General features: G+C 55.2%; 16 protein-coding genes. 5 read left to right on the top strand and 11 right to left on the bottom strand.

Features of this window, described 5'->3' with window-relative positions:
• Window positions 1-20 precede the first annotated feature (20 nt).
• Entirely contained in the window at window positions 21-1,115 is a 1,095-nt protein-coding gene (locus B9Y55_RS10125; protein WP_085545244.1) for a BMP family ABC transporter substrate-binding protein, read from the bottom strand.
• A 195-nt stretch (window positions 1,116-1,310) separates the two neighbouring features.
• Between B9Y55_RS10125 and gpt the strand changes: the two genes are divergently transcribed.
• Window positions 1,311-1,796, top strand: coding sequence for a xanthine phosphoribosyltransferase (gene gpt, locus B9Y55_RS10120; protein ID WP_085545243.1), 486 nt, complete (start codon window positions 1,311-1,313; stop codon window positions 1,794-1,796).
• 41 nt (window positions 1,797-1,837) lie between these two features.
• On the opposite strand, the gene B9Y55_RS10115 is transcribed toward gpt, so the two are convergent.
• From B9Y55_RS10115 to modA, 10 genes are read right to left on the bottom strand one after another with little or no spacing between them, the layout of a single operon-like run.
• Window positions 1,838-2,209, bottom strand: coding sequence for a cupin domain-containing protein (locus B9Y55_RS10115; protein WP_085545242.1), 372 nt, complete (start codon window positions 2,207-2,209; stop codon window positions 1,838-1,840).
• Window positions 2,210-2,231: 22 nt separating this feature from the next.
• On the bottom strand, window positions 2,232-3,026 hold the full coding sequence (locus tag B9Y55_RS10110; protein WP_159448321.1) for an XdhC family protein: 795 nt from the start codon (window positions 3,024-3,026) through the stop codon (window positions 2,232-2,234).
• A gap of 1 nt (window position 3,027) precedes the next feature.
• Window positions 3,028-3,627, bottom strand: coding sequence for a histidine phosphatase family protein (locus tag B9Y55_RS10105; protein WP_085545240.1), 600 nt, complete (start codon window positions 3,625-3,627; stop codon window positions 3,028-3,030).
• Window positions 3,624-4,715: a DVU_1551 family NTP transferase gene (locus B9Y55_RS10100; RefSeq protein WP_159448320.1), complete on the bottom strand. Its 1,092-nt coding sequence runs from the start codon at window positions 4,713-4,715 to the stop codon at window positions 3,624-3,626. The genes B9Y55_RS10105 and B9Y55_RS10100 overlap by 4 nt, the downstream gene beginning before the upstream one ends.
• Window positions 4,709-5,461, bottom strand: coding sequence for a Rossmann-like domain-containing protein (locus B9Y55_RS10095; protein WP_085545238.1), 753 nt, complete (start codon window positions 5,459-5,461; stop codon window positions 4,709-4,711). The genes B9Y55_RS10100 and B9Y55_RS10095 overlap by 7 nt, the downstream gene beginning before the upstream one ends.
• 1 nt (window position 5,462) lies before the next feature.
• The gene (locus B9Y55_RS10090; protein ID WP_085545237.1) at window positions 5,463-5,888 is read right to left on the bottom strand and encodes a Fur family transcriptional regulator; all 426 of its coding nucleotides are present in this window, start codon (window positions 5,886-5,888) and stop codon (window positions 5,463-5,465) included.
• Between the two features lie 4 nt (window positions 5,889-5,892).
• A complete protein-coding gene (locus B9Y55_RS10085) occupies window positions 5,893-6,912 on the bottom strand; it encodes a molybdopterin-binding protein (RefSeq protein WP_085545236.1) in 1,020 nt (339 codons plus the stop codon).
• 5 nt (window positions 6,913-6,917) lie between these two features.
• Window positions 6,918-7,979, bottom strand: a complete 1,062-nt coding sequence (locus B9Y55_RS10080) for an ABC transporter ATP-binding protein (RefSeq protein WP_085545235.1) — start codon at window positions 7,977-7,979, stop codon at window positions 6,918-6,920.
• Window positions 7,976-8,605, bottom strand: a complete 630-nt coding sequence (locus B9Y55_RS10075; RefSeq protein ID WP_085545234.1) for a molybdate ABC transporter permease subunit — start codon at window positions 8,603-8,605, stop codon at window positions 7,976-7,978. The genes B9Y55_RS10080 and B9Y55_RS10075 overlap by 4 nt, the downstream gene beginning before the upstream one ends.
• The gene (gene modA / locus B9Y55_RS10070) at window positions 8,602-9,321 is read right to left on the bottom strand and encodes a molybdate ABC transporter substrate-binding protein (RefSeq protein WP_085545233.1); all 720 of its coding nucleotides are present in this window, start codon (window positions 9,319-9,321) and stop codon (window positions 8,602-8,604) included. Before modA ends, B9Y55_RS10075 begins: the two co-directional genes overlap by 4 nt.
• A gap of 81 nt (window positions 9,322-9,402) precedes the next feature.
• On the opposite strand from modA, the gene B9Y55_RS10065 reads away from it, so the two are divergent.
• The 4 genes from B9Y55_RS10065 to B9Y55_RS13730 form a co-directional block, all read left to right on the top strand.
• The gene (locus B9Y55_RS10065) at window positions 9,403-9,837 is read left to right on the top strand and encodes an MOSC domain-containing protein (protein ID WP_085545232.1); all 435 of its coding nucleotides are present in this window, start codon (window positions 9,403-9,405) and stop codon (window positions 9,835-9,837) included.
• Between the two features lie 157 nt (window positions 9,838-9,994).
• The gene (locus B9Y55_RS10060) at window positions 9,995-11,197 is read left to right on the top strand and encodes a M20 metallopeptidase family protein (protein ID WP_085545255.1); all 1,203 of its coding nucleotides are present in this window, start codon (window positions 9,995-9,997) and stop codon (window positions 11,195-11,197) included.
• Window position 11,198: 1 nt separating this feature from the next.
• A complete protein-coding gene (locus B9Y55_RS10055) occupies window positions 11,199-12,476 on the top strand; it encodes an amidohydrolase (RefSeq protein WP_085545231.1) in 1,278 nt (425 codons plus the stop codon).
• Window positions 12,477-12,656: 180 nt separating this feature from the next.
• The coding region (locus B9Y55_RS13730) for a helix-turn-helix domain-containing protein (RefSeq protein WP_159448319.1) at window positions 12,657-12,814 on the top strand (158 nt) is incomplete at its 3' end.

Raw genomic sequence — 12,814 nt, 5'->3', positions numbered from 1 at the left:
ATAAGAGAAGACGCTGGCCTCTATTTAGGGATGCTGGCCTCCACTCCTTCGACGAACCAGTCCATGCCCAACATCTCTCCGTCGGTCATTTTCTCGTTGTCTTTGACTTTAAGCTCTCCCTTTTGATCCCATATGGGGCCCCAGAATACGTCCCACTCTCCAGCGATTATGGCCTTCTTTCTGGATTCGACGGTCTCTATGAGCGATTTGGGCACCGCTTCGTTGAAGGGGGCCAGACCGACCATGTTTTCCTTAAGTCCCCACCAGATCTGATCTGGCTGCCATACTCCCTCGGAGACCTGTTTGACGGTGTAGTCGTATACCGCACCCCAGTTCCAGATCGGGGCGGTGAGGTGTTTCGTCGGGGCGAACTGGGACATGTCGTTGTTGTAGCCTATGACGTAGGCTCCAGCTTCCTCGCAGGCCTGAGGGGCGGCTCCGCTGTCGGCGTGCATACCGATTACGTCGGCACCTGCGTCTATGAGGGCTTTAGCTGCCTCTTTTTCCTTGCCCGGGTCGAACCAGGAGAAAAGCCATATGACCTTTACGGTCACCTTGGGATTGACGCTTCTGGCTCCCAGTGTGAAGGCGTTTATGCCCCTTATGACCTCTGGGATCGGCTGGGCCGCCACGTAGCCAAGGACGTTGCTTTTGGTCATAGCTCCCGCTACCATTCCGGAGAGATAGCGAGGCTGGTACATCCTGCCGAAATAGGTTCCCATGTTAGGGGCGGTTTTGTACCCCGAGCAGTGCATGAAGTACACCTCTGGGTAGCGGTTTGCCACATCAAGCATGAAGTCCATGTAGCCGAAGGAGTTTCCGAATATCACGTTAGCCCCTCGTCTCACAAGGGTCTCGGTGACCCTGGCGGCGTCAGGTCCTTCAGGCACGTTCTCCACTATGACGCTTTTGGGAAGATCGGGATTATGCTCGTGCATGTAGGTTCGACCCTGGTCGTGCATGTAGGTGTATCCTCCGTCACCTACAGGACCGATATAGATAAAGCCGACTTTGATGTCATGTATGGGGATCCTCTTCATGGCGGCTATGGCCGCCCCTCCGACCAGCACCGCCAAGGATAAGGCCAGTGCCACTGTTACTGTGCGTTTTTTCACCGTGATTACCTCCTTTTCTTTTAGCGAATGAAAGCTCGCCTAAGCCGAGTATATCACGTTCGATACGTCTTTTTCCACGACAACTATAAGAGATAGCTTTCATATTTCCCCTTCTTTATGTAAAATTAGGTTGAGAGAGTCGCCGGCACTCCCCTGGGATATGGGGGGATTTTTTTATCTTTGGAGGGGATTTGTATGGGTTCAGAGGACAGATATCACAAGACGTTTACCGTCTCTTGGGAGCAGATTCAGAGGGACTGTAAGGCTTTGGCCTGGAGGTTGTTGGATCGTAAATGGGAGAGGATCATAGGTATCGCAAGGGGTGGGCTCATCCCTGCGGCCATAATGGCCAGGGAGCTTGACGTTAAACTTGTTGACACGGTGTGTATCTCCAGCTATACCATGAAACGTCAGGGAGAGCTTCAGATAATCAAGAACATAGATACATCCAGCAAAGGCGAAGGCTGGCTCATAGTGGACGATCTGGTGGACACAGGCAAGACCGCCAAGGTGGTCAGAGAGATGTTTCCCGAGGCCCGTTTCGCCACGGTCTACGCTAAGCCCGAGGGCAAGCCCTACGTGGATACCTACGTCACCGAGGTCAGCCAGGACACCTGGATACTGTTCCCCTGGGACGCCGAGGCCCAGTACTCCGATCCTATAAGCATGAGAAAAGATTGAAATAGCAGGCCCGAACCTATCGTTCGGGCCTGCTATTTAGGCTAGGGCTGTTCCACCAGGGTGACAGGCAGCCTGTCTCCCTCCTCCGGGACCATACAGATGAAGTGGAAATCCTGGTCTCCCGCCTGGAAACGGTGGGTGACCTTAGGTGGAATGTAAAACCATCCTCCTTCCTCCATGTGGAATGTCTCTCCGTCGACTACGCCGGTGGCGTTTCCCTTTAGGATAAGTCCCCAGTGGGGCCAGTCGTGGCGGTGTAGAGGGTTGCCCGTTCCCGCCTTGATGGTGAAGTAGCGGACGACGTGGCCCGGCCAGTCGTTGACCTCCGGGCTGAAAACTATCCGTTTTTCCATGGTCGGACCACTGGCTTGGTGCAGCGGAATGTCCTTAAGAGATCCTGTGTATTTCCCCATATGTGTCCCCCTCTTTCTGCTATCACAAGGTCGATGGACAGCCCACCGATCCCTTCCCCGATTCTACCGCTATTATCTCCGCCATTATGGATATGGCTATCTCCTGAGGAGAACCAGCACCTATGCTGAGGCCGATAGGGGTATGGATCCTCGAAAGGTGTTCCTCCGACACTCCCTCGGCTCTCAGCCTCTCCCATAGTTTAGCCGCCTTCGTCTTCGACGACAACATACCTATGTAGGACGCACCGCATCCGTCGAGAAGCTTTACGACGTCGCCGTCTTTGCCGTGCCCCCAGGTGCATACTACCACCGATACCCCTTGAACCAGGTCCAGATGGGCCAGGGCCTCCTCCAGCGGTACGTTTACAACTCTGGTCCCTTCCGCCGTTTTTATGCCCTGACGGTCGTCCCAGAAGGTCACCGAGTAGCCGCAGAAGGACGCTATAGTCCCGACTGCCTGTCCGACGTGGCCCGCTCCGAAGATGACCACCTCCCTCCTTCTGCCCAACAGCTCGAGGAAGACCGACGTGGCGCCGCCGCAGATAAGGCCCGTCCCGCCGGATTCCCCTGGGTCCAGCCGGTATTCCAGTATCCTGTGGGGAGTTCCACTCGATATCATCTCCAGCGCCATTGAGATGGTCCTTTGTTCCAGGTCTCCTCCTCCGACGGTCCCCTTTATGGATCCTTCGGGGTCCACCCACATCTTGGCCCCCACCCGGCAGGGAGTTGAGCCGTTTTTTCCAACTACGGTACAGAGAACCCCTAGAGAGTTGTGATTGATAGCCTGTTCCAGGGATTTTAGAATATCTCCGTTCACCTCAGTCACCCCATCTGTCCATCGGTAGCCAGTTGGTCCGCCTTAGATTTTTTTTGCCCTCGGTAAAGTCGATAACGTGGATGCCGCAGTGATCTTGGTTTAGGCGGAAAGCGACCCTCAGAGGGATCCCTATGGTTCGCCATAGTATGGACCTAAAAAGGCCTCCGTGGCCGAAAAGGGCTATCGGTCCTTGATTGCCCTGGATCAGTCGGTTCAGGCCGTCGGTGGCCCTTTCCGCTACATCCTCAAAGCTCTCCCCGCCGGGAGGGCGAAAGGTCTCTATGTCTCTCCACCTGTCCTCAAAATCCTCGGGGAAATCGCGGGACACCGTCTCGAAAGGGATCATCTCCCATGATCCCATGTCGATCTCCCTCAGATCGTCCACGACCTCCGGCTCAAGGCCCGATAGCCTGGCGGTATCTAGCGCTCGGCGTAGGGGGCTTGAAAAGGCCTTCAGAGGGCCTATATCCCTCCAGATAGGGCCTAGGGCTCTCGCCTGTTCCCTCCCCCTCTCCGATAGAGGTAGGTCGGTGGACCCGTAAAACACCTTCTCCTTTGGCAGGTCTGGCTGGCCGTGGCGGACCAGAAACACCGTGGTCATCGAAGGGCCTCCATGGCGTTACGGCCCAGTATATCCGACAGGTGATCCAGGATGGTCTGGGCCTTTTTAAGCCTCCTTACCGCCCCTTCCTGTGCCTTTTCGTCGCCTTTGAACTTGGCCATCATTCCCGCAAGCCGTTGGTCTATAGAGCAAAGTCCGTCGTTGCAGGTGAGCTTGTCCGCCAGATAGAGAACTGTGCCTTCGTCCAATGTGCCGTCGTAGGGGTGATCCATATGGGTGGCCACGAGTCTGGCTACGGAGAAGAAACCCTGATTCCTCAGCAACTCCGCCCCCGCCAGGCCGTGTTTTTTCTCCGTCCTACAGAGGTCGTGGAGAAGGGCGGCGGCCCGGAGGAGGTCTTTGTCCATTCTGAAGCCCCTTTCCTCAAGGAGAGAGGCTATATCTATGGCGGTCTGGGTCACCCTCATCTCGTGTCTCAGGACGTTTTCCGGCGTCCCCGCCAGTTCCTCCAGGGCCTTTATCTCCATATCTGTAGGCAGATCCCTCCTGGTCGCCAGGGAGGATATATATCGGTGGTCTTTGGGCCTGTCCATGTCCAGGTCGATCCCCTGGTCTATCACCGTGACATCACAGGCCAGGGGCTCCAGGCTCTCAAGGGCCCCCCTGAGCCCCATCCCTCCGTCCCAGCTCAGTATACGGTCTATGAGAGACCGGTGGATCAGCGGTGGATGTCCTCTTTTTCCCATAAACCGAGGGTACACCAAAGAACCTTCCTCCTCGGTCAGTCTGGAGAGGGTGGAGGGCCTGACCAGCGGCACGTCCACGGGCAGGAAGAAAAACCGATCCCACTCCTGGGGGATCGATTTGATGCCTTTTTTAGCCGACGAGAACATTCCGTCCATGTATTCAGGATTGTGGACGGTGGAGCAGTTCAGGGCCCTTGCCAGAGGTTCGACCTGATCCCTCCAGTGTCCTGTCACCACCGTTACATCGTCTATGCCCGATTCCCTGAGGGACGTGACGATCCAGGTCAGCGCTGGCTTTCCCTCTATCTCCATAGTGGCCTTGCATTCTCCCATCCGTGAGGCGAGGCCCGCCGCCGGAACTATAGCTCCGGTTTTTAACATGACCTGGGGCATATGTGCTTTAGTCCAAGGAGTGCCGCCGGTCCCGATATGGTGGTTCCGAAAAAGGTGAGTTCTTTTCCTCTGGATCGGAAGGTCTCTAAAAGGGAGTCGGCGGTTCCGTTGGACAGGGACGATCCGGTGGCGAGACATATAGAGGCCTGATTCGCCATGGTCTCCAGGTCTCTGTCTCCGTCCCATACTGTGACGTCGTATCGTACCTGGCCTATATTGGCGGGGTTTAGGTCCAGTACCCTCACCCTCTCAGGGCCTAAGGTTCGTGCCAGGTTGCTGAGGATCGCCGGCTGATATCCGACTACTCCGACTATGTCCTCGGAGGAAGTGTTTTCCTCTGCCCATCGGGCGATTTCCTTTCCGCAGAGCTCCGGTTCTCGGTCCTTGCAGTGTACGGTTTTTGAGCTGAGCCCCAAAAGAGAGGCCAGGGAGTTTATAGCCCCTATAGACAGGGCCCTGGCTCTGTCGTCCTCTATGTCCATTGAGAGGATTTCTCCTACTGTCCCTACCCAGTTGCAAGGGGAGGACGTGAAGGACTGGCCGTGATGGCCCTCTATCTCCACGTCCATGAGTTTTTCCACTCCCCTTTGAAGGGCGAAGTCCTTATATGGCGAGGGTTCCCCTAGGGATTCCTCCAGCCCCAGGGCCCTTGAGGTAACCGAGGTTTCCATAGGGACCTCCGCTTCCTTTAGCTTGTGTGATATCAGTTCGATAGAGGAGTATAGTATACCCATTTTAAATCCGTTCCTTTCTATCAGAGCATTTTGGGCAGGTACCGTAGGCCAGGAGCTGTTTTCCTGCGATAGCCCAGCCCTCGGGGATCTCTAGATTCGGTATAGGCTGGTTGATCAGGCATATCATCTCTCCACAGACCGAGCATTCCATATGGCCGTGGTTGCCTGGACATCCGGTCTGGTTGGGGTCGTGGGCGCAGTATCTCCAGGTTCCGTCGCTCCCCAGAATTCGGTGGGCCAGGCCCTTTTCCTCCAAGGTTGAGAGGGCTCGGTATAAGGTGACCCTGTCGAACTCCTGCAGCGACTGGGCACACTCCAGGTCTCTATGGGCCACCGGGGCCTCCCTGTCGGAGAGCTCCTTCAGCACCGCCACCCGGCAGGCGGTGGCCCGAACGCCGGCCTGTCGCAGGTTTTCCGCCTCGTCCATAGTGTTACCTTGAGGCAAAGCTACAGCAGGGGAAGTTACATACCGGACAGTGGCGGCAGAGTCCACCTACCCCCCAGCTTCTGACTTGGTCGTCGTCGGGGTGTTTCCCGGCGAATATCCTGGGAAGCACTATGTCCAGTGACGTCAGCGGCTCAAACACCGCTCCCCCTGGGACCCCGAGGACGGTTACAGGGCCCTTTGTGGCCAGCATAAAATGGCATCCCGGAAGGAGGGGAACCCCTTTGATGACAACCTTATCGGTTTTATCCGCTATAGCCGAGGAGGTGACGTCGTCGGCGTCTACGCTCATCCCTCCGGTACACACCACCAGATTCGATCCTGAGCCTATGGCCTCTTCTATAGCCTCTCCTATGGCTTCCCTTTCGTCGGTTACGATCGAGTAATGGACTAAGGAGCCGCCGTAGGGGGCTATCTTGTCCTCCAGCATAGGACGAAAGACGTCTTTTATCCTGCCTTCCGCAATTTCCCGCCCGGTGGTAACCAGGGCCACCTTTTTGGGGTCGTAGGGCAGTATAGATATGGGCCTAGCCAGCTCCTGCGCCCTTTTCACCTGTGCCTCTTTTACCGCTAAAGGCAACACCCTGAAGGAAGCCACGTTCTCTCCCTTTTTTACGGGGATATGGTTTGATAATGTTGCCACTATCCAGTGTCGATCCTGGTTTATCAGGTTTATCGAGTCGGGGTCAAGGTCCAGGAGGCCGTCGCAGCGGGCTATCAGGGAGCACTTGCCCTCTCCAGGGCCTCGGACCTCCAGGTTGCCTCCGGTTATGGCCTTAGCCAGCCTTAAGGCGGCGTCGTCCTCGTGGACCTCGTCTTCCTCCAGCTCGAGGACCGTAAGGTTCTCCCTTCCCATGGACCTAAGGACCGGCAGGTCCTTTTCCTCGATCACGTGGCCTTTTTTAAACTTGGGACCTTTGAATCCCTCCGATGGGGATATGAGGGTCAGGTCGTGGGACAGGGCTAGCCCCAGAGACTGCTCTGTCGGTATGGTTTTGGTCTTCACCTTAATCACCTCCGCTTTGGTATTATGGATATGTCCTTTGGCCTAACGGCCATTGTCACCTTTGATCCTTCCTCTATGCCCAGAACCTCGTAGGAGGTGGACGGAAACTCCACCTGCCACAAATGGTTCCCTATCTCCACCTGAAGGTGGCACCTCCGTCCCATGATGTACCGCTCGATCACCGTCCCTGTCATGGTGTTTTCCACGAAGGACGGGTCGAGGGGGATGGAGGGGTAGACTATGGATATCCGGTCCGACGGCACAAAGGCGGAAGCTGGGCCTTCCTCTTTCACCGATGGAGGCAGTATAACCGATCCTCCGGGCCACTCAAAAACCGTAGCCCCTCGTCCCTTTCGGACCGAGCCTTCGACCATGTTCCCCCAGCCCAGGTGATGCCAGGACGCCGAGTCGGCGGAGGTGAGGTTCTTCAGGTCCACCTCTCCTGATATAGAGCCCTCTCTCATGAGAAAGACCCTGTCACCCATGGAACAGACGTCCTCCATCTGGTGGGTTACGTAGATCATAGGGGTTCCCGTCTCTCTGTGAAGATCCTTTAATTCCCGACGGAGCGACCGCCTCAAAGGGGTGTCCAGGGCGCTGAAAGGCTCGTCCAGAAGCAGCAGGTCCGGCGACGACGCCAGAGCTCTGGCAAGGGCGACCCTCTGTCTCTGGCCTCCCGATAGCCTGTGAGGCATTTCCCCCGCCTTTTCCTCAAGGCCGAGCCTTTTGATCCATTTTAGGGCCTCGGGCCTGGCCCTCTTTCCAAGGGGGAACAGGACGTTCTCCTTGACGGTCATGTGGGGGAACAGGGCCAGGTCCTGAAACACGATGGCTATGTTTCTGTCTTTCGGCCTGGTCCAGCTGTCTGGTCCCTGAAGGGCTCTGCCGTCGATTTTGAGCTCACCGAGGCCTGATGGCTTTATAAGGCCGCACAGCAACCTTAAGGTCATGCTCTTGCCCGAGCCGCTGGGACCGAACAACACCCCTATCTCCTTCTCCATGGAAAAGGAGGTCGATAGAGAAAAACTACCCTCCTGGTGCTGAAAGGACGCCTCAAGCCAACTCAACGGCCTGCCTCCATAGCCCTTACGAACCTCAGGCTCAGGATTCCCATTACCGCCAGTATGGCCGCTGCGATATTGGCCTTGGCGAACTCCAGGGTTTCCACCTGTCCGTAGATGTAGAGGGGAAGGGTCTGGGTTCTGCCCGGGATATTTCCCGCTATCATAAGGGTTACGCCGAAGTCGCCCAGGGCTCTGGCGGAGGCAAGGGCCAGTCCCGCCATGATGTGCCTTTTCGCCAAGGGGAAGGATATTCTGAAAAAAACCTCTATCTCCCCTTTTCCCATGGTCCTGGCGGCGTCCTCCAGCGATATAGGTACCGATTGAAATCCTGCCCTAGCGGAGGATATGACCATAGGAAGGGCAGGTATAAGGGCCGCCAGCGCAGCCGCAGGGAAGGAGAATAGCAGCCCCATAGACCTAAAAAAAGGTATCCTCCCGAAAAACATCAGTAAATATAACCCTAGTACCGCTGGTGGAAGGGCCAGAGGAAGCATCAGCAAAGTCTCCACGAAGGCTTTTCCGACGAAGTTTTTTTTAGCCAGTAGCCAACCTGCCCCTGTGCCGAACAGGAGCAGGAGAGGAACGTCTATGGCCAGGATCTTTAGGCTTATTACGATAGCCTGGGTCAACGTCTGTCCTCCAGAAGGAACCCCCATTTCAGCCATATGCTATCGGCCTCTTTCGACCTACAGAAATCCCAAAAGGCCCTGGCGTTCGGTGAGCTGTCCGGTTTTAGCCCTCCTACCTGTTCCATAGTGGCCTCAAGGGAGAGAAAGGGCCCCCCTGCTTTTAGGGCCGACAACTTTGGGATAAAGGCCCAGTCCGCCGCCCCTCCCGATACGGCTACCACAGCCTGAGGGGCCGATTTTGTCGTCACTATTTTGCCGGATATAAACGAATCCCATAGTCCTTGGGATGTAAGATAATTCTTGGCCAGCATCCCGTAGGCTGTCATCTCAGGGTCCGGTATCGCTATGACGTGATTTTTGAGACCTTCCAGCGTGGGCTGGTCTCCTTTAGGGCTCCATAGGACAAGCTGTCCTATGGCGAAAGTTTTTAGATCGGTGATCAACCCTTTCCCCTTCATCCAGTCGGGCCATCTTGGCTCGGACATCATAACCAGATCGTAAGGAGCCCCGGCTTCCGCCTGTTTTGCCAGTGCTCCGCAGGGACCTGTGACCATGGAAAGAGGGGTTCCTCCTTTCGTTTTGTAGAGATCCATTATCTCCTCTACGCAGGGAGATATACCTGCGGCTACTGCCATGACCTCCTCCCCTCGGGCCGATGGTCCTGATAGGGATATCAACGAAATAACCATAAAAACAGTAAGTGACTTAAACCTCAAAAGAAACTCCTCCTTCGTGCTTATTTTGCAACTACGTTGCAATGGTATTATACACCTAGATCTATGTAGGGAGGTTTTGAGATGGCTATTTTAAGGGCTCTATGTGTCAGCGATGAAAGGTGCAACGTCAAGGTGCCTCTGAAGTTCGGGCGATTTCTGTTCGGCGGTTTAAAGGGAGACGCTCACTTTGGCTTTTCCGATAGGGAGGTGAGCCTTCTCCGGGAGGAGGACGTCAAGGAGGCAGAGAGGGAGGCGGGGTTCGAGTTTCCCGTCGGATGTCTCGCGGAAAACCTTACGGTGGCCGGACTCCCCGAGGAGATCCCTTTAGGATCTATCCTCCAGATAGGGACCGCGAGGCTGGAGGTTATTGAGAAAGGTAAGAGGCCCGGAGAGCCCCACTCCTACGGTTACAGAGGCTGGTGCCTTCTTCCTAAGGTTGGATATTTTCTTAAGGTTGTACAGCAGGGAGAGGCCTCTCCAGGGGATGAGGTGTTTCTTGAGATAGCATCGACGTAAAAATGAATCTTTGTGTCCATTATTTGAGACCGTTCACAACAGTGAAATTCGTGCCCCGTGTAAAAAAACTTAGGTAGTCTGGTATGATATTCAAGGTGGAGTACATCAACTAGATATCCTGCTCTTTTTAGAGATGGAAGCGAGGGTGAGGGTAAAAATGATAGAACTTATAGCTAATTTGGAGGAGCGTTTCAGGGAAAAATATACATTTTACAGGATGGAGATCCACCGTAATCCTGAACTGAGCTATCACGAGGAGAGGACCGCCTCATTGGTGGCCGATGTCCTTAAAGGTCTGGGCACGGAGGTCCACACTGGTGTCGGGGGCCACGGCGTCGTCGGCATCCTTAAAGGTAAAGGCCCTGGAAGGTGCGTTGGTCTGAGGGCCGATATGGACGCCCTTTCTATCCAGGAGAACACCGGCCTACCTTGGTCCTCCGAGAACGATGGGGTCATGCACGCCTGCGGACACGATGCCCATACCGCCGTGCTTTTAGGGGCGGCTCACGTCCTCTCCGAGATGACCGACCGCTTCGATGGAACGATAAAGTTCGTGTTTCAACCGGCGGAGGAGAACTCCCCTACCGGTGGAGCTCCTTTCATGATAAAAGATGGAGTGCTCGATAATCCTAAAGTGGACGCTATGCTAGGCCTCCACGTGTGGCCCACTTTGAAGACCGGGATCATCGGTCTACAAACAGGGGCGGTCTCGGCGGCATCCGATCGGCTGGGGATAGTGGTTCACGGCAAGGCCTGTCATGCCTCTATGCCCGATATGGGTATCGACGCCGTCGTGGTGGGATCAGCGGTGGTTATGGCCCTTCAGACGATACTTTCCCGGAGCGTTGGAGCCTCCGATAGGGCGGTGTTGACCTTAGGCACCGTAAAAGGCGGAGACCGGTACAACATAGTGGCCGATAAGGTTACTTACGACGGCACCGTCCGTACCTTCGATCCGACGGTGAGAAAGACTATGGAACGGCTTATAAAGCGAACCTCCGAGGGGGTTGCCCAGTCTCTAGGTGGTATGGCGGAGGTTAACTACAGCCACGGGTACCCGTCGGCGATGAACGACCCTGAGGTTACGTCCGTAGCCCAGAGGGCTGTGGTGGAGGTTTTGGGGGAAAAAGGTCTCCTGTCAGATCTTCCCGTCCATCCTGGAGGAGAGGACTTCGCCTTCTTCGCCGAAAAGGTGCCCTCCGCTTTCGCCTGGCTGGGCTGTTGCCCGGAGGACGTGGATTTTGAGGATATGCCCCCTCTTCATAACGAAAAGTTTCTGCCTGACGAAAGGGCTTTGCCTATAGGGGTCCGTTTTATGGTCGCCGGAGCTTTGGAGATGTTAAAAGGGGAGGAGAGATAGAGTGGACTGGTCTTCCGACCTTAGGGATCTGATAGAAACCAGGAGGGAGCTTCATGCCCATCCTGAGGCGGGATGGACGGAGTTCTGGACTACCGCCTACGTCGCCTCTTCTCTGGAGGATATTGGCTATTCGGTTTCCGTGGGAAAGGACGTTATCGACCAATCGGCGATAATGGGCCGTCCTGACGATGTCGACGAGCATATCGAAAGGGCACTGAGCCAGGGAGCCGATCCCCTATGGATAGACAAAATGGGGGGCTATACCGGTGCTATGGCGGTTCTTGATACGCGCAGGCCTGGCCCGGTGGTCGCCTTTCGCTTCGATATAGACTGCGTCGAGACCATCGAGGCGGAAGGAGAGGACCACCTTCCCAGCAGGGAGGGATTCCGGTCCATAAACCCGGGCTGTATGCACTCTTGTGCTCACGATGGCCATACCGCCATGGGAATTGCTCTGGCTCGCCGTGTTATGTCCATGAAAGACCGACTCTGTGGCGTGGTTAAGCTCCTGTTCCAGCCGGCGGAGGAGGGGGTTCGGGGAGGATACGCCATGACTCAAAAGGGCCTTCTGGATGACGTTGACCTTTTCGTCGCCGCTCATTTTGGGATGGGAGTTCCTACCGGCACCGTTATCTCCGGCACCAGAGGTTTTCTCTGTACCACAAAGCTGGACGTGGACTTTAAAGGGATGGGATCCCACGCCGGTGGAGAGCCCCATAAAGGTAAAAATGCCCTGTTGGCCGCCGCCACCGCCGCTTTAAACCTTCACGCCATAGCTCCACACAGTGGAGGCGTTACCCGTCTAAACGTAGGGGTGTTAAACGCCGGAGAGGGGAGAAACGTCGTTCCCCCTAGGGCCTCCATGAAAATAGAGACCAGAGGGGAGACCAACGAAATAGCCAGCTACGTCTACGATAGGGCCGAGACGGTTATAAGGTCCTCCGCCGAGATGTATGGGGTCAAGTGGGAGACGAAAAAAGTAGGGGAGGCTGTTACGTCAAGCAGCGATGCCGAGCTTATGGCGACGGTGGCTGGATTGGCGTCGGAGATAGAGGAGGTCGATAAAGTCGGGGATATAGTCGATATGGGAGGTAGCGACGACGCTACGTGGATGATGAATAGGGTGCAACAGCGAGGTGGAAAGGCCACTTACGTCATAATCGGTTCGGATATAGCCGCAGGCCATCATAACGATTATTTTGATTTTGACGAACGTTCCATGCTGATAGGGCTTAAGCTGCTCGTAGGCGTGGTGGCGAAAGCGGCCGGGGTTGTTTAACAGGTCAAGCGGAATTCCCCATCTTCTAAGCCAAAGGCGAAAGGCGGGGATGGATAGCTTGTCGCCAATAGGCGATAAATCTTGTTTTTATCTACTCAGTGGTGTAGGCTATAAGTAGTGTTATGAAGATGCCGCTAGACACAAATAACCATTCAGTAGGGCAAAAAGCGAGGTGAGATCATGCTAAGAGCCTATAAATATCGTATATATCCTAATATGGAGCAAAAAAGCTATTTTGCCAAGTGTTTCGGATGTGTTCGTTTTATCTATAACAGAATGCTGTCGGACAAGATTGAGCATTATAAAACGACAGGGGAGATGCTGTATAACACCCCAGC

It is taken from the genome of Dethiosulfovibrio salsuginis (genome assembly GCF_900177735.1).
In the GTDB taxonomy this organism is placed as follows: domain Bacteria; phylum Synergistota; class Synergistia; order Synergistales; family Dethiosulfovibrionaceae; genus Dethiosulfovibrio; species Dethiosulfovibrio salsuginis.
Note: the sequence above shows the minus strand (reverse complement) of the source record. Positions and strands in the feature narration are given on the sequence as shown.